Annotated in this window: 19 protein-coding genes; 9 read left to right on the top strand and 10 right to left on the bottom strand. The window is 68.3% G+C overall.

From position 1 onward, the window contains the following. Positions 1 to 81: 81 nt before the first annotated feature. The 3 genes from ACFVDO_RS10600 to ACFVDO_RS10590 all read right to left on the bottom strand — a co-directional run bounded on the left by ACFVDO_RS10600 (position 82) and on the right by ACFVDO_RS10590 (position 6145). Positions 82 to 396: a hypothetical protein gene (locus ACFVDO_RS10600; RefSeq protein ID WP_378855937.1), complete on the bottom strand. Its 315-nt coding sequence runs from the start codon at positions 394 to 396 to the stop codon at positions 82 to 84. Positions 397 to 832: 436 nt separating this feature from the next. Continuing rightward, the gene (locus tag ACFVDO_RS10595) at positions 833 to 1120 is read right to left on the bottom strand and encodes a hypothetical protein (RefSeq protein WP_378855939.1); all 288 of its coding nucleotides are present in this window, start codon (positions 1118 to 1120) and stop codon (positions 833 to 835) included. 135 nt (positions 1121 to 1255) lie between these two features. Beyond that, positions 1256 to 6145: a type ISP restriction/modification enzyme gene (locus ACFVDO_RS10590; RefSeq protein ID WP_378855941.1), complete on the bottom strand. Its 4890-nt coding sequence runs from the start codon at positions 6143 to 6145 to the stop codon at positions 1256 to 1258. 88 nt (positions 6146 to 6233) lie between these two features. Here ACFVDO_RS10590 and ACFVDO_RS10585 point away from each other — a divergent pair, with 88 nt between their 5' ends. The 5 genes from ACFVDO_RS10585 to ACFVDO_RS10565 all read left to right on the top strand — a co-directional run bounded on the left by ACFVDO_RS10585 (position 6234) and on the right by ACFVDO_RS10565 (position 10200). Next, on the top strand, positions 6234 to 6509 hold the full coding sequence (locus ACFVDO_RS10585; protein WP_378855943.1) for a helix-turn-helix domain-containing protein: 276 nt from the start codon (positions 6234 to 6236) through the stop codon (positions 6507 to 6509). A gap of 140 nt (positions 6510 to 6649) precedes the next feature. Continuing rightward, positions 6650 to 7792: a hypothetical protein gene (locus tag ACFVDO_RS10580; RefSeq protein WP_378855945.1), complete on the top strand. Its 1143-nt coding sequence runs from the start codon at positions 6650 to 6652 to the stop codon at positions 7790 to 7792. Between the two features lie 43 nt (positions 7793 to 7835). After that, the gene (locus ACFVDO_RS10575) at positions 7836 to 8156 is read left to right on the top strand and encodes a hypothetical protein (protein WP_378855947.1); all 321 of its coding nucleotides are present in this window, start codon (positions 7836 to 7838) and stop codon (positions 8154 to 8156) included. A 77-nt stretch (positions 8157 to 8233) separates the two neighbouring features. Continuing rightward, entirely contained in the window at positions 8234 to 8563 is a 330-nt protein-coding gene (locus ACFVDO_RS10570) for a hypothetical protein (protein ID WP_378855949.1), read from the top strand. A 131-nt stretch (positions 8564 to 8694) separates the two neighbouring features. After that, positions 8695 to 10200: a dicarboxylate/amino acid:cation symporter gene (locus ACFVDO_RS10565; RefSeq protein ID WP_378855951.1), complete on the top strand. Its 1506-nt coding sequence runs from the start codon at positions 8695 to 8697 to the stop codon at positions 10198 to 10200. 915 nt (positions 10201 to 11115) lie between these two features. On the opposite strand, the gene ACFVDO_RS10560 is transcribed toward ACFVDO_RS10565, so the two are convergent. Further along, positions 11116 to 12873: a cation:proton antiporter gene (locus tag ACFVDO_RS10560; RefSeq protein ID WP_378855954.1), complete on the bottom strand. Its 1758-nt coding sequence runs from the start codon at positions 12871 to 12873 to the stop codon at positions 11116 to 11118. A 38-nt stretch (positions 12874 to 12911) separates the two neighbouring features. Continuing rightward, positions 12912 to 13538, bottom strand: coding sequence for a phosphoribosyltransferase (locus ACFVDO_RS10555; protein WP_378855956.1), 627 nt, complete (start codon positions 13536 to 13538; stop codon positions 12912 to 12914). A gap of 173 nt (positions 13539 to 13711) precedes the next feature. On the opposite strand from ACFVDO_RS10555, the gene ACFVDO_RS10550 reads away from it, so the two are divergent. The 3 genes from ACFVDO_RS10550 (at position 13712) to ACFVDO_RS10540 (ending at position 16325) form a co-directional block, all read left to right on the top strand. Then, complete coding sequence (locus tag ACFVDO_RS10550; protein WP_378855958.1) at positions 13712 to 13963, top strand: hypothetical protein; 252 nt, start codon at positions 13712 to 13714, stop codon at positions 13961 to 13963. A gap of 67 nt (positions 13964 to 14030) precedes the next feature. Continuing rightward, a complete protein-coding gene (locus ACFVDO_RS10545; protein WP_378855960.1) occupies positions 14031 to 15083 on the top strand; it encodes an LLM class flavin-dependent oxidoreductase in 1053 nt (350 codons plus the stop codon). 312 nt (positions 15084 to 15395) lie between these two features. Continuing rightward, entirely contained in the window at positions 15396 to 16325 is a 930-nt protein-coding gene (locus tag ACFVDO_RS10540) for an endonuclease domain-containing protein (RefSeq protein ID WP_378855962.1), read from the top strand. A gap of 589 nt (positions 16326 to 16914) precedes the next feature. Here ACFVDO_RS10540 and pheA read toward each other — a convergent pair. Further along, on the bottom strand, positions 16915 to 17856 hold the full coding sequence (gene pheA / locus ACFVDO_RS10535) for a prephenate dehydratase (RefSeq protein WP_378855964.1): 942 nt from the start codon (positions 17854 to 17856) through the stop codon (positions 16915 to 16917). A gap of 85 nt (positions 17857 to 17941) precedes the next feature. Between pheA and pgm the strand changes: the two genes are divergently transcribed. Beyond that, positions 17942 to 19600, top strand: a complete 1659-nt coding sequence (pgm, locus tag ACFVDO_RS10530) for a phosphoglucomutase (alpha-D-glucose-1,6-bisphosphate-dependent) (protein WP_378855966.1) — start codon at positions 17942 to 17944, stop codon at positions 19598 to 19600. 100 nt (positions 19601 to 19700) lie between these two features. Here pgm and ACFVDO_RS10525 read toward each other — a convergent pair whose 3' ends face one another. The 4 genes from ACFVDO_RS10525 to ACFVDO_RS10510 are packed head-to-tail and all read right to left on the bottom strand — an operon-like array spanning position 19701 to position 23055. Continuing rightward, on the bottom strand, positions 19701 to 19898 hold the full coding sequence (locus ACFVDO_RS10525; protein ID WP_378855968.1) for a hypothetical protein: 198 nt from the start codon (positions 19896 to 19898) through the stop codon (positions 19701 to 19703). Positions 19899 to 19934: 36 nt separating this feature from the next. After that, positions 19935 to 21050 (bottom strand): glycerate kinase, encoded by a 1116-nt coding sequence (locus tag ACFVDO_RS10520; RefSeq protein ID WP_378855970.1) that lies wholly within the window; start codon positions 21048 to 21050, stop codon positions 19935 to 19937. Continuing rightward, positions 21047 to 22000 carry a hypothetical protein gene (locus ACFVDO_RS10515; protein WP_378855972.1) on the bottom strand — a complete coding sequence of 318 codons (954 nt, stop codon included), beginning with the start codon at positions 21998 to 22000 and terminating at the stop codon, positions 21047 to 21049. Before ACFVDO_RS10515 ends, ACFVDO_RS10520 begins: the two co-directional genes overlap by 4 nt. Positions 22001 to 22035: 35 nt before the next feature. Then, positions 22036 to 23055 carry a LacI family DNA-binding transcriptional regulator gene (locus ACFVDO_RS10510; protein WP_378855974.1) on the bottom strand — a complete coding sequence of 340 codons (1020 nt, stop codon included), beginning with the start codon at positions 23053 to 23055 and terminating at the stop codon, positions 22036 to 22038. Positions 23056 to 23276 lie beyond the last annotated feature (221 nt).

Raw genomic sequence — 23276 nt, 5'->3', positions numbered from 1 at the left:
GTGACGCTCCCCACGTTCGTGGGCGCCCTCCCTGGCGCCCGTGTCCCTACCCGAATACTGGCAGAGAACTCGGACACACGCTCAACGCACGAACGTGACGTTGTACGGGCCACCTGAATCGCAGCCGGCGGGAGGATCGACCCACGAGAACATCGAGGGAGGGGTGAATCGCGACGGCGACCAGTTGTTGTCAAAGGTCTCGTTCTCACGGACCATGACGGCGTTTCGCCAACCCGTCGTCAACACTTGCTCTTCCTCGGGCTTCAAAGTGATCTCGCCGAGGGCAACCGGAATGGAGTCGTTACCCCGTGCGGTCCGATAGTCAATCGGCACCGACAATGAGTTCAGATGAACTGTCCAGTTACTGGAGTTGAACACCCTGATCGTGGCGCTCACGTCGTACTCGTTGCCGCTGCCTAGATTACGAACCACGGACGTCGCTGACTCGGTGTACGCAACCGAGTCATACGTCCAACCCACGGCTCCCACCGGACAGACTCGAGCGGTCTCTGGCGACCTCCGCTCTTTCGGCCGGGGCTGAGCGGGCTGCTGTTGCACCTCATCAGATCGAGGGTCAGGCTGAGGCGTGACCTTGTCCGAGTCGGTCGACATTACGGGCTCCGACGACGGCTGAGGTTGAGCCGATGGCGGAGCAGACCTTGAAGACTCGTGAAGCTGCGCTGTAGACGCCTTCTGGAGTGCAGATGGACTTTCCTGCGCACTTCCGATGGCGATACCGACTGCGGCACCGATCCCCAGCAAGCCGACGGCGACAAGTGCCGCGACCGCGACCCTTCCCTTCCGCGTTCCGATTACCGGACCTCACGCTCGATCACTCGGCACGCGCACTGTCGGCGAGGGGCAGCAGAGCACGGACGCCCCGGAGGGAGTCGGCGGGCGCTTCCTTGACCAGATCCGCGTACAGATCCTTCGAGAGGAGCTCTGCCTTCATCCCGTTGCTCCACTGGTTCCAAGTCGCGCGGGTCACACGACCACGCATCTCGTGAAGGTCGATCTCGTCCTCGCAGAGCCGGATGTACGCGAACCGCCAGCGACGCTCCTCTGCGCTCCCTGACTCTGCCGCATCGATCGCATCGCGGATCTGCCAGTAGCGCTGCACGTAGTCGTTCTCGATGTCACGGATCAGCTGCTTCTTCTGAAGCGCGATCTGCCAGACGATCGCGCCAACGCCGAACAGTGCGAGAACATGCCGCTGCCGTGATCCACTCCGGCGCGGAGGCGCTCCACGTCACTGTCACTCAATCACCTCGAACGGGGGGAGCTCGGCGATCAGGCGCTGGGTCTCCAGACTGACTGTGACGAGCGAGCGGATGAGGTCGACGACGTACCGCGGGTTCTCCTGCTCGCGCAGCCACGCGTTCGGATCGTTCACGATGCCGGACGCCTTGTCGGTCTTCACTTGATAGCGGTCGACAACCCACTCGAGCGGACTGCGGCCGCCGACCTTGTAGAGCGCCTCGTCCTCGGGAATGCCGGTGATCGTGAGGCTCGCGTTGTAGCGGATAGCCGTGTGGTCCTTGCGCGAGAGCCAGGACAGCTTCTCGATACGGTACAGCTCGTAGGGGTCGGCTGGCGGATCGATCGAGGTGATCGTCTCACCGAGATCGGCCTGCTTGACGGACTCATAGTCGACGTGCAGCGCGGCGAGAGCGCGGCCGATCCGAGCGTACTCGAGGAACCCCTTCACCTGGGGGATGCGCGGGAGCATCTTCTGCAGATCAGCAGCGTAGGTCTCGCGGTACGTCGGATGATGCAGCAGCGCGTAGATCCCGTAGAAGATGTCGTCCTTCGTGACGTCGTCGCCCTGAACCTTGCGGTAGGTGTCCAGCGTCGCGTCGGTGATGTTGTCGACGCGACGATAACCATCGACGACCTCATCGGAATCGGATGCCGCGAGAGCCTCGAGATTCAGGGCGCCGTCAGGAGCGGATGCCGGTTCCCAGGTGTAACGGGGGAAGAGCTGTGAGGCTCCGCTGAAGTCCAGGCTGGGGATGGTGCTGACCAGCATCGGCAGGGTCTTGTTGCGGGCGTCGCTGCCAACCGCGATTGCGAGATTCGAATGTGCACTGGCCGGCCACGCGCGTTCGGAGATCCCGGGGAGGTCAATGAGTTGTCGGTCAAACCACACATGCTGCTTGAGAAACGGCCTATAGGCGGCAATCCGGGTGGGCGGGATCGCGACCTCAAGTCGCTTTCCTGAGCGACGACGCGATTCCATCTTTCGGGACCAGGCGATGCGTGCGGAGTCGACTGGGCGGGTGCCATCGTCGACGAGTTCGTTGAACTCGTCGATTGACTTACGTCCGTTGCGCGTCACGTCAGAGGCGCTGAAGCTGAGCACCCACGCGTCGCGCTTGGTGTCTATGCCCAACGAGTAGTCGCGGAAAACGCCCGTCGTGGTTGGTTGGCCTTTCGTGGCCTTGTCCCCGATTGGCTGCCAAATGCCATACCGGTCATCGCGCTGGTTGATCCAATCCCCGGCATCGTTTGGAACGAGTGTCTGGAAGCTTGTTCCGTCAAGCGAGCGGTCGAGACGTAGTCGGTCCAGCTTCTCCTCGCGGCTGAGGTAGTCGCCGATGTCCGCGTAGTGCACGCGTACCGGGCCGACAGGGGCCTCATCCTTCACGAGGATCGTGATGGCAATTCCAGTCTGCGAGCCCTCGCCGAAGACCTTTCCGCCCTCGGCCTGCCAGTTCTTGACACGCTGATTGCCACGCAGGTTATAGACGATCACGTCGCTGAACTCGTCGCCCCAGCTCAACCGAACGCCGTCGGCCGTGCCCCCATCGATGAAGCCCGAGTTCGAGACGAATGCGATCACGCCCTCGTCGCCCAGACGATCGGCGGCCCAGCGTAGAGCCCGATAATACGAGTCGTAGAGTCCGTTCTTGTTCGCGGCAGAGGATCGCTTCGCGTACGTCTCCGCGATCCGATCATCCATGATCTTGTACTTAGCGTTCTGCGCGCCGTCGTTCGCGCTCGCCTGCCCCGCCCGATAAGGCGGGTTCATCACGATGACGTCGACCTTCGCCGCACGCTGCTTCTCGAGCCGCGCGGTGTTCTCCGGAAACACCCCGCCCGCCAGCTGGCTGTCGCGCTCGTCCATCGCGAACGTGTCCGTGAGCGAAATGCCGGCGAAGCCACCTTCCGCGGGCTCGAAACCGTGCTCCGCGCACAGCTCCCGATACACGCTCTCGATGTTGACCGCGGCGATGTAGTAGCTCAGCAGCACGATCTCGTTCGCGAACAGCTCCTGCGTGTACTTACGTGTGAGGTCCTCCGGCTTGATCAGTCCGGTCTGCATGAGTCGGGTCAGGAACGTTCCCGTGCCTGCGAACGGCTCGAGGATGTTCACGCCCTCGTCGCTCAGATGCCTGCCGAAGTGCTGGAAGTACACGGCATCCGCCGACCGCAGGATGTAGTCGACGACCTCCACCGGCGTGAAGACGATGCCCATGCGGTCTGCGAGCAGCGGGAACGCCTTCGTGAAGAACTTGTCGTACAGGGTGACGAGCATCTGCTGCTTCGCGCTGACGGTGTCGAGTCCGCGGATGCGCCCCGTGACGCGGCTGTAGAACGCGTCGAGGGGCTCGCGCTCCCGGGCGAACGCTGTGTTCTCGTGGAAGGTCTCGAGCACGTGTTCCATTGCGGTCGACACCGGGTTGTCCTGCGTGAACGACTCCTCGGGGAACATCGCCTCGAACACCGGCTTGGTGATGAGGTGCTGCGCGAGCAGCTCGATGGCCTCGGCCTCGGAGACATCGGGGTTCACCGTCGCGCGCAGCGCATTCACGAAGTTCTCGAACGGGGACCGGTCGTTCTCCGGCGCGTTCACATGCGCAGCGATCAGGGCGATGAACCGCTGCGCGATCTCGGCGATGTCACCGGCCCAGTCGTCCCAATACATGCGGTCGCCGACCTTGGCGACGAGCTTCGCGTAGACGGAGTCCTTCCAGGCATCCGCCGTCGAAGTGAGACCGGGCAGCGTCGGTGCCAAGTGCGACGGGCCTGAGCCCGATTCATCCCCGGGGCCCTTGTCGACCGGAGCATCGAATGCCGACCCCTCACGCTTCTTCGTCGAGGTCAGGCTGACTCGCTCGATCAGCACCTGCTCCGGCAGCTTCCCAGTGAACGCGGCCTGGTTGATCGCGGCGTCCAGCCGCTCGTCGTGCGCACGCAGCGCCTGCAGAACCTGCCAGACGACCTTGTACCGCTCGTTGTCGTTCAGGGCCTCCTCGGGCGCGATCCCCGCCGGGATCGCGATCGGCAGCAAGATGTAGCCGAGCTTCTTCTCGGGCGAGCGACGCATCACACGACCGACCGCCTGCACGACGTCGACCTGGCTCTTGCGCGGGCTGAGGAACAACACCGCGTCGAGGCTCGGGACGTCTACGCCCTCGCTCAGGCAGCGAGCGTTCGTCAGTACGCGAGCGACAGGGCGGCCGTATTGATCCTCCTCCGGCGCGGCCTTCAGCCAGTCGAGCAGCTCACCTCGCTGCGTGGCATTCATCGTGCCGTCGACGTGCTGGGCCTCGATGGTCAGGTCGTCGGTCTTGTCTTCGTTCTCGATGTTCGAGAGGTGTCCCTCGACCAGCGCGGTGAAGTCACCCGCGACGCCCTGGGACGTCTTGATGTCCTTCGCGAATGCGACAGCACGTCGCATTGGCGCGGCGTCCACTCCGAAGCCCTCGGCGATCGTGCCCGCGTTGCGCTTGGCAAGCGCGTTCCAACATCCGATGAGCTTGGCGACATCCGTCACTGCGAGTTCGCGCCCCTCGTGCGCGAGCTCCTGCTGCAGCGACTCCACGATCTCGTCCTCGCTGATGCCCAGGACCACCACCTTGTAGTCGGTGAGCAGCCCTTTGCGGACGGCCTCATCGAAGCCGATCCGGTACAGCACCCGGCCGAACAGCTCCTCGTCGTCCATCGAGACGAGCTCGGCCGACTTCTGGGAGGCCGCGTTCTTGACCTCCGGCGCGAAGATGCGTGGGGTCGCCGTCATATAGACGCGGGCGGTCGCGGGGATGACGTTGTTGTCATGCACCTTCACGAAGTGCGATTCGCTCTCATCAGCGAGCGTGACGCCGGTCGTACGATGCGCCTCGTCGCAGATCACCAGGTCGAAGGTGTCACCGCGAAGACGCTGCGCCTCCGCCACGGCATCGATCGACTGGTATGTCGAGAACACGACGGTGAGACCCTCGTGCTCCTCATCCACATCGCCCAGCAGCTTCGCGAGCGCCTTGCCGTCGGTCGTCGCCGGCGCGCCCAGGTCCTCCATGAGCACGCTGGTGAGATCGTCGTTCTTGCGGCGCCCGATGTTCGAGTCCGAACCGACCGCGAACGCCCGGAAGCCCAGTTCCGGGTCCCGCTCGCGCGACCACTCGTCGAGGGACTGCTGCAGCAATGCCAGCGACGGCACCATGAACAACACGGTCGATGCGCCACCGGCGTACTCGTTGGTCCAGCGCTCGGCGAGCTTGAGCGCCGTGAAAGTCTTGCCCGTCCCGCAGGCCATGATCAACTTGCCGCGATGCTGCTCGCCGGCGGGATCGAGGCCCTCCATGACGGCGTGCACAGCTTCGTGCTGGTGCGCGCGCAGAGTCTTCAGCGCATGGCGCTCCGGCGCGACCTCGGGCTTCAGCAGCTCGTAGGTCGACCAGTCGATCGAGCTGTGCCGGAGCTCAGCGAGGGAGACTCGGCGAACGGGCTTCGTACGGTTCTTCAGCGCTTCTTCGGCGTTGGCCGACCACGGCGCACTCGTCGTGTCGATGACGAGCCCCTCTGTGAAGGGTTCCTTGCCCATCGCCTCGAAGAACGAGTCCAGATCGCCCTTCTGCATCCGGTGCGTCTCGGCGAAGAATTTGACCTGCACGGCCAACAGCCCGCCACCCTGGATCTCGGCGACAAGGTCGATGCCGGTGTCGGGCTTCCCGTCTCGCCCGGGCCAGTCCCTCCAGAGCCACACCGCGCCGAGCTGGTCCGCCCACAGCGGCTCGACCGTCAGATAGTGGCGTGCGAGCTGCTCGAGGTAGTTCCCCGCCATCCGTTTGCTGTCCGCCAGCTCACGGAACTCCGCCAGAAGCGCATCGAGCGACTCGGATTCCAGGCGCGCCTCGCCCATCCCCACCTCCCCGGTGAACCCAGGATGGTACTAGTACCCGGGTTTGTTAACCCTGGCACAAGTCACGGACATTCCCCACGCTTGATGGGTGCCCCGCGTCCCCTCCCCAGCTGCCGTCCGCATCGGCGAGCTGATCTCTGCACAGCGCGTGCACCGGGGGCTCACGCAGGACCAGCTCGCAGTGCTCAGCGAGATCGACTCCGCCAACATCCGGGGTTATGAGAAGGGGCGTTCGCTGATGAACATCCCGACGCTGATCCGCATCGCGGACGCGCTGCGGATCACGCCCGGATCGCTCCTCGACGGCGTCACCGTCGAGATGCTTCCGGCTCCGAAACCGGATGCCCGGCGACGGGTGAGCTGAAGACGTTCTGTCGCGCTCGTTCCTCGCTCACACAACGCTCCGAACCGCCCGAAGCCCTCTTGCGCGCACGAGCCGCGAGGCGGAAAATGCCCTTCAGACGGATGCCTGGGGCGAGCCGTCTACGGGGGAAAGGGACGCTGATGGGCGTCGATTCTTTGCTGCGAACGACCGCGGTCTCGCTGATCGCGGCAGCACTCGTCGTTCCGCTGCTCAACGGCTGCGCGCCCGGCAGCGCGAAGGCCGCACGTCCGTCACCAAGCCCGACAGAGTCCGCCGAGCCCACCCGACCCACGGGGCACCCGCCGCTTCTCGACTACGAGTCCGGCGCGAAGCTCGACCCCGAGGAGTGGTCTGTCGGCTGGCACATGCTCGCGATGTGGACGGGCGGCTACTCCCCCGGCATGAGCACGGGAACGACTCATGCCGGGCTGTGGACGTTCACCGACGACAAGTCCACCTGCGAGATCTCGCTCACCCAGACGAGCACAGAGAGCGGAACAGACGACAAGGCGCTCTCCGACGCCGCGATCCTGAAGGACCGCGACCTACCGGCGAACGCCGCCGCCAACATCTACGACAGCACCACCGACATCACGGGTCAGAACAGACGCGTCCAGTTCCGCTCGCTCGTACTGACCGGCACCGACGGCTCCTCGGCCGCTGTCCTACGACGGGTGTTCGCCCCGTTGCACACCGCACTCGGACTCGAGGTGTCGTGCCCTGCCAAGGTCGACGCCGTGGCATCCGCCAACTCTCTCCTCGATCATCTGACGGTCGACGTCAGGCACACGAGTGACCCCGTCAACTTCGACGAGAGCAGCACTCTGTACGGTTCCAAGCAAACGACCTGGTCGGACGAGTCGATGACACAGGGCAAGGACTGGACTCTCACTCACCCCGACAGCGGTGAGGGCTACTGGACGTACACCTCCGCGGACAAGGCCTGCACCGCCGAGTTCGACCAGTTCCGGCTCGAGTCCGGCGACCTGACCGGCGATGATCGGGTGGCCACCAAGCACCTGCTCGACGCCATCCTCGCTGAGCGCTCGTGGAACGCATCCGCGAAGGCCGAGGGGCGCCTCTCGTTCACCTACCCGTACAACGACATCCTTCCTGCCCTGATCGCCACTGGCGCGGACGGCACCACGAAGTGGGCGGCGGCCGCCCGCGCACTGGAGCAATCCGCCTACGGGTTCATGATCATCGTCACGTGCACGACTCGGAACCCGCTTCCCGTGCTGCAGGGCCTGAACGAGAAGGCCGCCATCATCCCGGCGAAGTGACGAGCCGGGCATCCGCCCAGGCCCGCCACGTACCCTGGAGCCCATGAGCCTCAAGCGACTCCTCCTCGTCCTGCCTGCCGCGGCCATCGCCTTCTCGCTGGCGGCGTGCAGCGCGCCGGCAGCGCGTCCGAGCGTCGACGACGTCTCGGCCGGCATCCAGAAGGCGGCGAAGTCCACGAGCAGCAGCGAGGTCTTCACCGACAAGGTCTCGGACTGCGTCGCCAAGGAGCTCGTCGACTCGAAGATCTCCGACGGCGCCCTCAACACCATCGCCGAGGGCAAGGAGCCCAAGGGGGCCGACGACCAGAAGCTCATCACCAAGGTGCTGAACGACGCTGCGAAGACCTGCCTGACCACGAAGTAGTCGCGTCACAAATGCATGGGTAGTTCTGCCCATGCACGCGAACCTTTCGATCCGCTGGGAGCCCGTACCCTGGACTCATGAACTCCGACCGGATCCTGCGCACGCGCACCTCGCGCCTTCTTCTCGCCCTCCCCGCCGCCGTCATCGCCTTCTCGCTGGCCGCCTGCAGCGCCCCCGCACGACCCAGCGTCGACGACCTCTCCAGCGGCATCCAGAAGATCGTCGGAGGCAGCACTGTCACCGACGCGATCGCCGACTGCATGGCGAAGGAGCTGCTCGATTCCAAGGCCTCCGACAGCGACCTCGCCAACCTCGCCTCGGGGAAGGACGCCGTCAGCAAGGAGGGCAAGGACCTCATTCAGACCGTGCTGACCGACTCCATGGAGAAGTGCGCCACCGCCAAGTAATCGCGGAGCAGGAATGATGACGGAGGCCACTGCCTCCGTCATCATTCGTTAAGAACCGCAGGGAATGGATTCCCGCCCCTAACGTTGACCTCCAAGGCGCGCACCCGGCGCGCACCCTACTTGGAGTCTTCATGAGCACCACGACGACGCGCCGCCAGAAGGCGCCCGACACCCGCGGACCGGTCCGCAAGCTGCTGACCTCGTTCGGCTTCCAGATCATCGCCGCCCTGGTCCTCGGTGTTGTGGCGGGTCTGATCGCCGTCAATCTCGGCGCGAGCGCCACGAGCCCGACGGTCCTCTCCGACACCCTCGGCAGGATCGGCACCTCATACGTCACGCTTCTGAAGGCCGCAGTCGTGCCGCTGATCTTCACCGCGATCGTCGCGAGCATCTCCAACCTGCGCCGCGTGCAGAACGCGGCCCGCCTGGCAGGCCAGACGATCCTCTGGTTCGCGATCACCGCGTTCATCGCCGTGGTCATCGGCATCGTGCTCGGCCTCGTCATCCAGCCCGGTGCGCGCGCCGGTCAGGACCTCGAAACCAGCGACCCGTACGCCGTCGGCACCTGGTGGAACTTCCTGCTCGGCCTGATCCCGCAGAACTTCCTCGGTCTGTCCGTCTCGACCGGCCCCGGCGCCGTCGAGGGCACCTACACCTCGAACGTGGGCTTCAACATCCTGCAGGTGATCGTGGTCGCCGCCGTCGTCGGCATCGCCGCCCTGAAGGCGGGCAGGAAGGCCGAGCCGTTCCTCGCCTTCACCGAATCGCTGCTGAAGGTCATCCAGCGGGTGCTGTGGTGGATCATCCGCATCGCCCCGCTCGGCACCTTCGGTCTCATCGGATCCGCGGTCGTCCAGTACGGCTGGGACAAGCTCGCATCGCTCGCCTGGTTCGCCGGCGCCGTCTACATCGGCCTCGCCCTGGTGATCTTCGTGGTCTACCCGATCCTCGTGAAGACCCACGGCCTGTCGATCAAGCAGTACTTCTCGGGCGTGTGGCCCGCCGTGCAGCTCGGCTTCGTCAGCCGCTCGTCGATCGGCACCCTGCCGCTGACCGAGCGCGTCACCGAGCGCAACCTCGGCGTGCCCCGCGCCTACGCCTCCTTCGCCGTGCCGCTCGGCGCCACCACCAAGATGGACGGCTGCGCCGCGATCTACCCGGCCATCGCCGCGATCTTCGTCGCACAGTTCTTCGGCGTCGACCTGAACTTCTTCCAGTACCTGCTGATCGTGATCGTCTCGGTCGTCGGGTCCGCCGCCACCGCGGGCACCACCGGCGCCGTGGTCATGCTCACGCTGACCCTGTCGACCCTGGGCCTGCCGCTCGAGGGCGTCGGCCTGCTGCTCGCGATCGACCCGATCCTCGACATGGGCCGCACCGCGGTCAACGTCGCCGGTCAGGCGCTCGTGCCGACCATCGTCGCCAAGCGCGAGGGCATCCTCGACCTCGATCTCTACAACGCGCCCCGCGAGGGACTTCCGTTCGCCGAGGACCTGGACGACTCGGATGCCGCCGACGTCGAGGATGCAGCGCACGCGGCCCTCGCCGACGCGAAGCACGAGGCCGCCGAGGCGGCCGCGGAAGCCGAGAAGGCCGCGGAAGAGGCGGATGCCGCGGAGCCGGCCTCCACACGCTGATCGGCTGTCCTGCCGGAGGCGGCTCGGGATCCGTTCCCGGGGCGCCTTCGTCGTCCCGCCGCGCTCAGGGATGCCTTCCGGCGGCGCCTGGCCCGCGAACCCACGAAACCCATCCCTGAGCGCCTCGGGGTGCCCCGCCGATGGCGCGACGCCGGGGATGCTTTCCGGCGGTACCGCGCCCGCGAACCCGCGATACCCATCTCTGAGTGCCGAGAAGACGCGGACCCGCCCACGATCCCGACCCGCGAGGATGCCCTTCGTCGGCACTGCCCCCGCGAACCCGCCAACCCGATCCCCCCGCCGTTCCCGGTGGGCCTGCCCAGCGCGCACAGGGATGCCTTCCGGCGGCACGACACCCGTTGGCCCGCGAAACCCATCCCCACGCGCGAGGACGACGCCGCCCCGCCCGACCGCGACCGCGACCCGCGACCCGCGACCCGCGACCCGCGAGGATGCCTTTCGGCAGCACTGCCCCCGCGAACCCGCGAGACCGATCCCCCGCCATCCCCCGGTAGGCGCGCCCAGCGCGCGCAGGGATGCCATTCGGCGGCACGACGCCCGTTAGCCCGCGAAACCCATCCCCCGCCGTCCCCGGTGGGCCCGCCCAGCGCGCACAAGGATGCCTTTCGACGGCACGACGCCCGTTAGTCCACGAAACCCATCCCCACGGGCGGGGAAGACGCCGCCCCGCCGCGACCACGACACGCAGGGATGCCCTTCGGCGGCACGGTACCCACGAACGGCGAGCCTATCCCCACGCACAGGGAAGACGCCGCCCCCGCCGCGACCGCGACCCGCCGTCCCCGTAGACCTGCCCCGCCGCGCGCAGGGATGCCTTTCGTCGGTGCCGCGCGCCCGTAACCCGCGGAACCCATCCCTGACTCTCCGCGAGAGGAGAGACTGGCACGCCCGCGCTCAGCGCCCCGCGGTGTCCGCCCTCGTGTCGAGGGCCAGCTCCTCGGCGTCGATCGCGGTGATCAGTTCGCGCATGACCTCTTCGCTCAGGTTTCCTGCATCCCGCTCCGCGATCAGCAGCTGCCTGCGCACGTCGAGCCAGCCCTTCGACAGCGTCATGAACTCCTCGTGCGTCGGACGGAGCATCTCTGCCTGCGCTTGATCGGTGCTGTTCTCCACCCGAACCAGCCGCTGCGCGTACGCGTCGAACGCCGCGACCCGATCCTGCCCGTGCTTCTCCGCCCACGTCTTCCGCATGCCGCGCAGGTACGCCTTGCCTGCGTCGCGGCTGCGCGCGCGGACGGCGGCGATCTCCGCGGCATCCTCCTCCGCCTCCGCGCCGTCGGCCACCCCGAGCCGGCGGATCAGCCAAGGCAGCGTCAGCCCCTGCAGCAGCAGAGTGCCCACAGTGACGACGAAGGCGACGACGACGATCGCATGCGCGGCATCCGGTTTCAGACCCGCCAGGTCGGCGGCGGCGAGAGCCGTCGCGAGTGTGACGACGCCGCGCATGCCCGCCCACGAGACGACCGCGTTGTCGCGCCAGGACAGCGCCGGCTCGGTGAGCTCAGCGCGGATCTGCTCGGGCGACTTCATCGGGCGCACGGGGCGAGCGGGACGACCTGTGGCCGCAGCGGTCGCTTCCGCTCTCTCCTTCGCCGCGTCCGCCCTGCGCTGCATCTCCGCGAAGCGTCCCGACTCGAGCGCGTGCTCCCAGCGCCTGATGCGCACCTGCTGCCACCACTGCCCCCACATGCTGGCGGGGTAGACGAATGCTGGGCGCACGAGCAGCACCACGACGAGCACCGCGACCGACAGCCACAGCACGCCGCCGACGCTGCCGGAGCCGAGCTCCGCGATCGCGCGGGGCAGCTGCAGACCGATGTACGCGAACACGAACGCCTCGAGCAGGAAGTCCGCCGACAGCCAGAGCGGCTTCTCCTGCTGACGGGTCGTGTAGCTGGTGCGCGGCGCGTTGAAGCCGACGTACAGGCCCATCGCGACGACGGCGAGTACGCCCGAGCCGTTCAGGTGCTCGGCGATCGCGTAGGCGCCGAAAGGCGCGAGCAGACCCAGCGTTCCGTTGATCACCGGATCGTCGCTGCGCATGCGCACCAGGTGCAGCACGGCGCCGAACACCATTCCGATCGCGACACCGACGATGACCGCGACCGCGAACTGCCAGAGGCTGCCCCAGACGCTGAAGCTCGCCGCGCTGAAGATCGCGGCGGCGAACACTCGGAACAGAGTCAGCGAGGTGGCGTCGTTGATCAGGCTCTCGCCCGAGAGCACCGACATAATGCGGCGCGGCAGGCCCAGCTTGCGACCGATGGCTGCCGCGGAGACCGCATCCGGCGGCGCGACGATGGCGCCAAGCAGCAGCGCGCCGAACGGGGTGAGCGAGGGCATGATCAGCCACGCGATGAGCCCCACGACAGCGGTCGTCACCAGCACCAGCCCGATGCCGAGCCTTCGGATCTGCGGCAGGCTGCGCTTGAAGCTCACGAACGAGACATCCAGCGCGGCCGAGTACAGCAGCGGAGGCAGCACCAGGATCAGCAGCAGGTGGCCGTCGATGTCGAGGTCGGGCACCTGCGGGATGAGCGACGCGGCGAGCGCGACGACGGTGACCAGCAGCGGTGCCGGCCAGCCCTTCCAGCGGGCGATGGCCGCGACGAGCACCGCGCCGACGAGTACGTAGAAGACCTCGGCATCCATCTTTTCAGGCTACGGGGATGGATCGGACAGCAGAAGGATCAGTCCCGCGCGGCGCGCAGGAGCGCGATCACTTCGGAGTCAGAGGTCTGCCGGAAATCGACGTAGTGCATGCCGACCGCCATGAATCCGGTCGGCGCGCTGAGGCAGACGACCTCGTCGGCGGGGATGCCCGGCAGGGAATCCGGGGCGGCGACGGGCGTCGCGAAGACGACGGATGCTGCGCCCCGAGCACGTGCGATCGCGCAGCCGGCCCTCGCTGTGGCGCCGGTCGCGACGCCGTCGTCGATGACGATTGCTGTGCGGCCGCGCAGGTCAGCGGCCGGGGCACCGTCGCGGAAGAGTTCGACACGGCGGGCGACCTCGGCCGCCTCTCTCTCGATCCCCTCCGTGATCAGGGCCTCATCGGCGTAGCGATGCGCGCCATCGTTCAGCACTCGCGCGCCGTCCTCACCGACCGCGCCGATGGCGAACTCCGCGTGACCCGGCGCACCGACCTTGCGCACCACGAGCACGTCCAGCGGAGCGTGCAGGATCGTGGCGACCTCGGCCGCCACAGGCACCCCGCCGCGCGGGAGTCCCAGCACCACGGCATCCGGTCGCGGGTGCTCGGACAGCCTCTCGCCGAGCATCCGCCCCGCCTCGCGTCGATCCCGGAACCGGTCCATGCCCTCCGGCCTACGCCGCGCCGCGGCGCGCGTCAAGCGTGCGCGAAGGAGGCGCGGGACGCCGCGCGTCAGCAGGCCGCGCATGGAGTACCGGGCACCGACTTCCCGGGCCTTCACTGAGGGAATGAACCCTGTACGAGAAGCACATCACCCACGACGGGCTCCTGCGGTCGGTGAGCATCGACGGCGCGCCCATCCGCGTCCGGCTGCTCAACCGCGACCGGCAGCTGCGGATCCAGATCATCGGACATCCCGCGCCGTGGCAGATCGTCGCCGCGGTCGAAGCCGATGAGTCCGCCACGGCGGTGTTCGAGCCGCGGGAGACGCTGGTCACGCTCGCGACGACACGGGGAGCGACGCTCCTCGCAGTACTCGACGGCGTCGTCGACGAGCACCTGCTGTACGCGGTCATCGACGCGGGCTGACCCCGTCTCGTCATCCGTCGCCGCGCGCCCAGGAATGCGAGGGACGGATGCCTGGTTGCATCCTGCGATGAGTACTGTCGCGCTTTCCGTCCTCGACCTCGTCCCGGTGCGCACCGGGCAGACCAGCGCCGAGGCGGTGGGAACCTCACTCGCGCTCGCGCAGCGCGCCGACGATCTCGGCTACCGCCGGTACTGGTTCGCCGAGCACCACAACATGCCTGCCGTGGCATCCACCACTCCCCCGGTGCTGATCGCCGCCGCCGCATCCCGCACTCAGCGGATTCGGGTCGGCTCCGGCGGCGTGATGCTGCCCAACCACGCACCCCTCATCGTCGCCGAACAGTTCGCAGCGCTGGAGGCCATCGCGCCCGGCCGTGTCGACCTCGGCATCGGGCGCGCGCCCGGCAGCGACCCCGTGATCACGCAGCTGCTGCGGCAGTCCGGTACTGCGGGCGACGTGGAGCGGTTCCCGTCGCATGTGCAGGACATCGCCCTCATGCTGCAGAGCGACGGCGCGACCGTCCGCTTCACCAGCGGCGGCGAGTACGCGGTGCGGGCGACTCCCGCCGCCACCGGCACCCCGCGGGTGTGGCTGCTCGGATCGAGCGACTACTCGGCGCAGCTCGCGGCATCCCTCGGCCTGCCGTACGTCTTCGCGAACCACTTCTCGGGGCACGGCCTGCAGCGCGCCCTCGACCTGTACCGCAGCGGCTTCAAGGCGTCGGAGTGGCTGGACGCGCCGCAGACCTTCCTCACCGCGAACGTCGTCGCAGCTCCCACCGCCGAAGAGGCCGAGGCCCGCGCCCTGCCGCAGCTACGCGCGATGGCACGCATCCGCTCCGGCCGTCAACTGACGGCGCTCGAGACCGTCGAGCAGGCACAGCAGGGCGTGCAGGATGCCGACGAGGTCGGTGCTCGGGAGCAGCTCGACGCCGTCGGGGCCGGATGGTTCATCGGCACGGGTGGCGACGTGCTCGCGTCGCTGAACGCGTTCGCCGCAGAGCACGGCGTGGACGAGATCATGGTCTCCCCCGTCGCCGGTTCATTCGCCTCGGAGCCGACGGATGCCACGCCAGGGCGCGTGCAGACGCTGGAGCTGCTGGCGGGTGAGCGGTCTTAGCGGTCTTAGCGGGCTTAGCGGTCTTACGCCCAAGGATGCCTTTCGGCGGTGAATCGCCCTCGAGCCCGCGAAACCCATCCCTCGGTGGGTCGCCCGCTCGCCGAGTGCTGCTCGCGCCCTGCCAGGGATGCCTTTGGGCGGTCGAGCTTCGCCCAACCCGCGAAAGCCATCCCTGGGCACCGCGCTCGGTGCCTTCTTCGTGACCGGATCCGCTCGCGACCCGTCGTGCACAGGCAGGGACGCGCGGCACTTGTACACGAGGTCAGGAACCGCGCGAACTGACCGGGCGCGCGCCGGGGCACCATGGGCGACATGCGCCATCGGATCGAGCTTCCCCAGCACCTCGGGGAGCACTTCAGCGTGCGCGAAGCGCAGACCGCGGGCATCGGCGCCTGGCGCAGCAGCACGCCGGACCTGGAACGGCCATTCCGCGGGGTCAGGTCCAAGAAGACGCCCGAGACGTTCCTCGCCAGAGCCGAGTGCTACTCGCATCGCATGAGGCTCGGCCATCGCTATGTCGGCGCAACCGCGATGCGAGTCTGGGGTATCCCGCATCCATCGACCTGGACGGCGAAGGAACCGATCCACGTCGCCGTACCGCGCGAGACGACACCGCCGAAGATCACGGGCGTCAAGGGCAGACGGCTTGACAAGCACCGTGCACGCACCTCTCGAGTTCACGGATTGCCCGTGGTCGATCCGATCGCCGCCGTGTTCAGCACCGCCCATGAACTGACGATCGCGCAAATCATCACGGCGCTGGATGCGATACTCACCACCTGCGACAACTACCCCGGCCTGTACTCCGGCAAGCCGCTGATCACCATCGCCGAGATCGAGGAACGTCTCGCGGAGTGGACCGGCTTCGCTGGACGCGGCAAGGTGCGCGCCGCCCTCCCCCTGGCCCGGCTCGGAGTCGAGTCCCCGAAAGAGACCGAGACTCGTCTGCTGCTGATCGGCCACGGGCTGCCTGAGCCGGTCGTCCAGCACGAAGTGCGCGACCCCGGCAGGCTCATCGCGCGCGTCGACCTCGCCTACCCTGAACTCAAGATCGCGATCGAGTACGAGGGCGACGGGCACCGGACCAGCAAGGATCAGTGGCGTGCCGACATCCGCCGGCAGCGGGATCTCGAGGACCGCGGGTGGATCGTCATCCGCCTGACCCAGGCCGACCTGAAACCATCCGGCCAGCAGGCCTTCCTCGCCCGGGTGCGCGGCGCGATCGCATCCCGCACCCGCTGAACGAGGGATGTGTATCCACGGCCAGAAGCCCCGGTACCCGCGAAAGCCATCCCTGCGCGGCGGCGACGAGGCGCCCACGGAACGACCCCCACAGCCAAGGATGCTTTTCGGCGGCCGCAAGCCTCAGAACCCACGAAAGCCATCCCTGCGCGGCGGCGACGACGACGTACCCGCCCAGCGCCCCACGACCAAGGATGCCTTTCAGCGGCCAGAAGCCCCAGAACCCACGAAACCCATCCCTCACCACACGGGCGGGTCGCCGGCTGCGCGACCTCCACGACCAGAGATGCCTATCGGCGGTCAGAAGCCCCAGAACCCACGAAACCCATCCCTGCACGGCGGCGGCGAGGCACCCGCGGAACGCCCACCACAACAGGGATGTCTTTCGGCGGCCAGAAGCCCCAGAACCCACGAAACCCATCCCTCACCACACGGGCGGGTCGCTGGCTGCGCGACTCCCACGACCAAGGATGCCTTTCAGCGGCCAGAAGCCCCGGTACCCACGAAACCCATCCCGGCGCGGCGCGGCGCGGGCGCCCTCACGCGGCGCGAGGCAGCGCACGTGGCGCGACGGCGCGGGCGCGAGCGGCTACGCCTCGGGCTCGCCGCCGATCAGACCGCGCAGCCAGTCGCGTGCCTCGACGAAGACCTCGTCGGCGTAGCGCTCGGGATACTGCACGATCTTGCGGTCGGCGCGCGGGTAGGACCCCAGGAACACCACGCGCGGGCTGAACCGGCGGATGCCGAGCAGTGCGTCCGCCATCCGCTCGTCGTAGACATGACCGTCGGCGTCGAGCACGAAGCGGTACCGGCCGAGCTCATCGCCGATCGGACGCGACTGCAGCAGCGACAGGTTGATGCCGCGGGTGGAGAACTGCTCGAGCAGCTCGAGCAGCGCGCCGGCGTGATCCTCGGGAAGCTCGACGATCAGCGAGGTCTTGTCCGCACCGGTCGGAGGCGCGGGAGTCGTGGTGCGCGTCACCAGCACGAATCGGGTCTGCGCGTTGGCGTTGTCGCCGATGTCCTCGGCCAGCACCTCGAGCTCGTGGTGCTGCACGATGCCGGGCGCCGCGATCGCGGCCTGCGCGGGCAGTGTGCCATCGAGGATGCCGATGGCGGATGCCACGTTGCTGGCCGCCGGCACATGCGAGTGCTTCGGCAGGTTGGCGCCGAGCCATCCGTGGCACTGCGCATACGCGACCGGATGCGCGGCGATGACGGACACGTCGTCGAGGGTCGTGCCCGGTGCCGCGACCAGCACGAAGTTCACGTTCACCAGGTACTCGCCGACGATCCGCAGACCGGGCTTGGTCGCGAGCGCGTCGAGGGTGGTCGAGACCCCGCCCTCGACCGAGTTCTCGATCGCGATCATCGCGGCGTGCGAAGCCCCCGACAGCACGTCACCGAGCGCCTCGCCGACGTTGTGCACCGGCTTCCACGTGTGCCCCCGCGCCTCGGGCACCTGGTCGAGCGCCGCCTCGGTGAAGGTTCCAGCAGGGCCCAGGTAGCTGTAGGTGCGGCGATCGGTCACCCGGCAAGCCTAGTCCCGGGCGCGTCGCCGGGAACCGTTCGTCACCGAAGGTGCGCAACGGCGCCGAGCGGGGCAGACTGAGCACATGAGCAGCCGTGCCGGCCTCCCCGCGGAGGAAAGCGACCTGATCGATGTCGACGAGCTCATCGCCGCCTACTACGATCGCCACCCCGACCCGAGTGTGTCGGCCGAGCGGGTGGTCTTCGGCACCAGCGGGCATCGCGGCTCCGCGTTCACGTCGAGCTTCAACGAGGACCACATCCTCGCCACGACTCAGGCGATCGTCGACTACCGCAACGGTCAGGGCATCTCCGGCCCGCTGTTCCTCGGCCGTGACACGCACGCGCTGTCGCTGCCCGCCGAGCGCACCGCCATCGAGGTACTGATCGGCAACGGTGTCGATGTGCGTGTCGACTCCCGCGAGTCGTGGGTGCCGACGCCGGCCCTCAGCCACGCCATCCTCACCTACAACGACGCCCTTCGTCAGGCTCAGGGGCCGGGTGAGCACCCGGGCCGCGCCGACGGCATCGTCGTGACCCCGTCGCACAACCCGCCGCGGGACGGCGGATTCAAGTACAACCCGCCGAACGGCGGGCCGGCCGACACGGATGCCACGGGCTGGATCGCCGACCGCGCCAACGAACTCATCGCCGCCGGCCTCGCCGGGGTGAAGCGCGTGAAGCACGCCGACATCGACGACTCGACCATCGGCACCTATGACTTCCGCGACGCCTACGTGCGCGACCTGCCCTCGATCATCGACGTCGACGCGATCAAGCGCGCCGGCGTCCGCATCGGCGCAGACCCGCTGGGCGGAGCATCCGTCGAGTATTGGGCGCTCATCGCCGAGATGCACGGGCTGGACCTCACCGTCGTCAACCCGGAGGTCGACCCGACCTGGCGCTTCATGACGCTGGACTGGGACGAGAAGATCCGCATGGACCCGTCGTCGCCGTCGGCCATGGCGTCCCTGGTCGCCAAGAAGGGCGACTACGACGTGCTCACCGGCAACGACGCCGATGCCGACCGGCATGGCATCGTCACCCCGGATGCCGGGCTGATGAACCCCAACCACTACCTCGCCGTCGCGATCGACTACCTCTTCTCGCACCGCGAGCAGTGGGCGCGGGATGCCGCGATCGGCAAGACCCTGGTGTCGTCGATGATCATCGACCGCGTCGCCGAGTCGCTCGGCCGCCGGCTGCTCGAGGTGCCGGTGGGCTTCAAATGGTTCGTCCCCGGGCTGCTCGACGGCAGCGTCGCGTTCGGCGGCGAGGAGTCCGCCGGAGCGTCGTTCCTGCGCAAGGACGGCACGGTGTGGTCGACCGACAAGGACGGCATCCTGCTCTGCCTGCTGGCCGCCGAGATCATCGCGGTGACGGGCAAGAGCCCGTCGGAGCGTTATGCCGAGCTCGAAGAAGCGTTCGGGGCATCCGCCTATCAGCGCGTGGATGCCCCGGCGACGCCGGAGCAGAAGTCGGCGTTGTCGAAGCTGGCGCCGGAGGCGGTCTCGGCGAGCGCCCTCGCGGGCGAGCCGATCACCGCGAAGCTGTCGCATGCGCCCGGCAACGGCGCGGCCATCGGCGGGCTGAAGGTGCAGACCGAGCACGCCTGGTTCGCCGCCCGCCCGTCCGGCACCGAGGACGTCTACAAGCTGTACGCCGAGAGCCTGCGCGGCCCCGAGCACCTGGCCCAGGTGCAGGCGGAGGCTCGGGCTGTGGTGAGCGCGGCACTCGGGAACTGAGCCCCACGCTCGGGGAACACCTGCGCGACGACGGAACGCCTGCACGACCGGATCACAGCGTCCGTCGTGCAGGCGTTCCCTGCTCGTGCGTCCGTACCCGTCAGTCGCCGCCCGGCGAGCCGAGCAGCTCGTGCACCCGGCTGGAGATGCGGTTGAACTCCGGCGTCTCGAGCACCTCGGCGTAGCCGCGCTCGGCCGGCAGGTCGACACGGTGCTCCTCGAGGATGCGCCCCGGCCTGGGGCTCATCACGATCACACGGCTGGCCAGGTAGACGACCTCGGCCACCGAGTGCGTCACCAGCAGCACCGTGGTGCCGGTGCGCGCCCAGCGGGGTCAGCGCCCGTAGCGGCGAGCCAGCTCCGCACCCGCGGCGCGCAACCAGCGGGCCGGGTCTGCGACAGCGGCTTCGGATGAACCGGCGAGATCCGTCAGAGACACGGATGCCGCGAAGATGGATGTGTCGGCATCCGCGGTGATGCGCCCGGCGACCACGACGGCGGGCACACCGGCATCCGCCGCGAGACCGGCGACGAAGGACGGCACCTTGCCGTCGCCGGACTGGCCGTCGTACGAACCCTCGCCCGTGATCACGAGGTCGGCGCCGCCGACGGCCTCGGCCAGGCCGATCAGGCGGGCGACCTCGGATGCCCCGGGGAGGAGCCTCGCGCCCCAGGCGACGAGCGCGCCGCCGACTCCTCCTGCCGCTCCTGCTCCCGGCGTCGCCGGGTCGAGACCGAGCAGCGCGGCGAGCGCCGCGAGACCGGCATCCGCGCGCGCCCGATCCGCAGGATCGGCGAGGCCCTTCTGCGGGCCGAACACCTCCGCAGCCCCGCGTGGGCCGGTGAGCGGATTCGTCACGTCGGTGAGGACGAGGGTCTCCGGTGCCGGGCGCAGCCCGGTCAGGTCGGCGGCCGCGATCATCGGCAGGCCGCTCGCTCCCGGAGGCACCTCGATGCCGGCCGCATCGGTGAACCGTGCACCCAGGGAGCGCAGCATCCCGGTGCCGCCGTCGGTCGACGCGCTCGAGCCGATGCCGAGCACCAGGCGGGAGACGCCGTGATCCAGAGCCGCGGCGATCGCCTGTCCGAAGCCGGCGGAGTCGGCATCGAAGGGACGCAGCTCTGCGAGCAGTTCGATGCCCGAGGTCGAGGCGAGGTCGATGACAGCTGTGCCGTCCGGGGCATCCGCTGAAGGGGGAAGGAACAGCCACGACGTGTCGACCGGCGTTGCCGCCGGTCCTTCCACAGTCACCGGCATCCGCTCGGCTCCGGGCACTGCCGCGGCGAACGCGGCGACCGTGCCCTCTCCGCCGTCGGCCATCGGCCGCATGACGAATTCGGCGACGTGGTCCCAGCCGGCGGCGAGGGCGGATGCCGCATCCGCCGCCGTGATCGTGCCCTTGAAGCTGTCCGGGGCGAGGACGACCCTCGCCAGTTCTCGCTCAGTCATTCCGTGTCTCCCCAGAGCAGGTTCTCCCCTGTCGCGACGGTCACCCGATCCGCATCGAGCTCGGACGCCCGCACAGCCGCGATCAGCTCAGCGGCATATCCCGCGGCGCGGCTGTCACGGAGATACTCCGCCTCGTGCTCGACCATGTCGTAGTCGTGCCAGTCGTACACGGTCAAACCGATCGTTACCGCGGTCTCACCGTCGGCGATGTCCACACCGACCCTGACGTTGTACACAGCGTCGTCCGCATCGGCGACGCCGTCTTCGACGTAGGCGGCGGAATCGGCGGTGATGCGGTCGATGATCGGAACCAGGTCGTCGATCATGTCCGCGACCGCGATCGGCGGAGTCTCGTCGGCGACGATCGAGATGACATGAGGCACGGGCTTTCCTCGGTCTGGCGCCCAATGCGCATCCCACGCGATGATGCCGAGCTCCGGTTCCAGAGCCTCGCCCTCGAGCATCCGCCGGATGCTCGCCGCGCCGGCCGCCGTGTCACCGTCGATCTTGGTCCCCGACACCTTCCAGTCCCAACCGAGACTCTCCTCCGGGTCCGAGCGGTAGATGTTGACCCACTCGCCACGGAGCATCCGATCGGCGAGCAGAGCCCAACCCGCATCGTCGACCCCGTCCCAGTGCTCGGCGAACAGTGCTGTCGGATGCGTGGTCTTGACCTCGTCGACGCGGCAGTTCCGTCCCGCGTCGAGGTCGTCGAGGTCGGACAGCAGATCACCGAGCTCGTCGACCGTGATGTCGTCACGCGCCTGCACTCGCAGCTGGCAGCTCGGCATCACGTTGATGTTCGGCTCGGTGATCCGCACATCGATCACGCCACGGTCGCCGACGACGGCCCGCGCCGCCGGAACGGCCGTCCACGAGTCGATCATCATCGGTGCGCAGGCACGGACGATGAGGACGACGAACCCGATTGCGATCGCAATGAGCGCCACGCGCCAGATGATCCGACCCCGGGACGAGATCCGTCTCACGGGGTGCTTCCGCGCACGACGACCTCGAGGTCGAGGTCAGGCTGCTGCCACTCCGCGTCTACTGTCGCCCGGAACGCCTGATAGCCGAGCTCGCTCAGCGGCACGCGGACCGTGGTGAGCTGGGGGGTGACGTCACGGCTGACCGGCACGTCGTCGAAACCGCACACCGCGATGTCGTCACCGACCGTGCGCCCGGCGTCGCGGATTCCGGTCATCGCGCCGACCGCCACGACATCGCTGAGCGCGAAGATCAGTGTGCCGGGTTCGACGCCGTCTGCGAGCGCCTCATCCATGCAGGCCGCGCCGTCTTCGCGGGCGAAGCCGCCGCGGTAGGTGCGCTCGACGATCCCTCCGCCCGCTCCGAACCCCGCGGAGAAGCCGGCGAGACGGTCGTCCGAAGTGCGCACCCCCTCCGCCGCACCGAGCAGGATCGCCCGGCGATATCCGCGCGCCGCCATCTCACGGCCGAGCCGCTCGGCACCGCCGCGGTTGTCGATCTGCACGCTGCGATCGCCGCCCGCGCCGAACGTGACGGTGCGGGCGCCGAGTGCGGGAAACGCCGCGAGCTCGCCCGGTTCATCCCCCTCCGCTGTTTCGGTTCGGGATGCGGCAAGGATCACGCCCTGCGGACGCTGCCCGCGCAGTGCGCGCAGGATGCGGGATTCCCGTTCGGGGTCGCGCTCGGTGATCGCGACCGTCACGACGAGTCCGTGCTCGTCCGCGCCGCGCGCGACACCCGAGGCGATCAGCCCGAAGTACGGGTCGGCGATGTCGGCGACGAGGAGGGCGATCACCGGAGAGGTGCCGCGCGCGATCGACTGCGCGGAGATGTTGGCGGTGTACCCGAGCTCGGCCGCGGCCTGCTCGACGCGCTCGCGATACGATTCGGCGACCTTGCGCTCCGAGCCGTTCAGCACACGCGACGCTGTGGCCAGCGAGACCCCGGCGGCCCGTGCGACATCGTGCAGCGTGGGAGTCGAGGCGCGCCCCGCCCGTCGGGTCTCATCGGTCGTCATGAGCAGAGCCTATCGATCGTGTCTCCTGCATCCGCGCGTCGCTTCCGGTCGCAATTCGTGCCGGATACCCGCCCACCGCCACGCTCGGGTCGCACTTCGGCCCGGAAGGATCGCGCCGAAGCGTGACGAGCTGCGACCGGAACGGAATCGGGTGCGCCGAAACGTGGCCAACCGCGACCGGGACCACTGTCCGAGCCGAGAAGCCGGGCGCGCCGCCCAGG

This window comes from Microbacterium sp. NPDC057741, assembly GCF_042798735.1.
Lineage (GTDB): Bacteria > Actinomycetota > Actinomycetes > Actinomycetales > Microbacteriaceae > Microbacterium.
Note: the sequence above shows the minus strand (reverse complement) of the source record. Positions and strands in the feature narration are given on the sequence as shown.

What these genes read in the sequence shown, in the direction of transcription:
- ACFVDO_RS10540 (WP_378855962.1), top strand. Translation starts at nt 15,396, where the DNA reads ATGCGCCATCGGATCGAGCTTCCCCAGCACCTCGGGGAGCACTTCAGC.
- ACFVDO_RS10575 (WP_378855947.1), top strand. Translation starts at nt 7,836, where the DNA reads ATGAGCCTCAAGCGACTCCTCCTCGTCCTGCCTGCCGCGGCCATCGCC.
- pgm (WP_378855966.1), top strand. Translation starts at nt 17,942, where the DNA reads ATGAGCAGCCGTGCCGGCCTCCCCGCGGAGGAAAGCGACCTGATCGAT.
- ACFVDO_RS10520 (WP_378855970.1), bottom strand. Translation starts at nt 21,050, where the DNA reads ATGACTGAGCGAGAACTGGCGAGGGTCGTCCTCGCCCCGGACAGCTTC.
- ACFVDO_RS10590 (WP_378855941.1), bottom strand. Translation starts at nt 6,145, where the DNA reads ATGGGCGAGGCGCGCCTGGAATCCGAGTCGCTCGATGCGCTTCTGGCG.
- ACFVDO_RS10560 (WP_378855954.1), bottom strand. Translation starts at nt 12,873, where the DNA reads ATGGATGCCGAGGTCTTCTACGTACTCGTCGGCGCGGTGCTCGTCGCG.
- ACFVDO_RS10555 (WP_378855956.1), bottom strand. Translation starts at nt 13,538, where the DNA reads ATGGACCGGTTCCGGGATCGACGCGAGGCGGGGCGGATGCTCGGCGAG.
- ACFVDO_RS10545 (WP_378855960.1), top strand. Translation starts at nt 14,031, where the DNA reads ATGAGTACTGTCGCGCTTTCCGTCCTCGACCTCGTCCCGGTGCGCACC.
- ACFVDO_RS10570 (WP_378855949.1), top strand. Translation starts at nt 8,234, where the DNA reads ATGAACTCCGACCGGATCCTGCGCACGCGCACCTCGCGCCTTCTTCTC.
- ACFVDO_RS10580 (WP_378855945.1), top strand. Translation starts at nt 6,650, where the DNA reads ATGGGCGTCGATTCTTTGCTGCGAACGACCGCGGTCTCGCTGATCGCG.
- ACFVDO_RS10510 (WP_378855974.1), bottom strand. Translation starts at nt 23,055, where the DNA reads ATGACGACCGATGAGACCCGACGGGCGGGGCGCGCCTCGACTCCCACG.
- ACFVDO_RS10565 (WP_378855951.1), top strand. Translation starts at nt 8,695, where the DNA reads ATGAGCACCACGACGACGCGCCGCCAGAAGGCGCCCGACACCCGCGGA.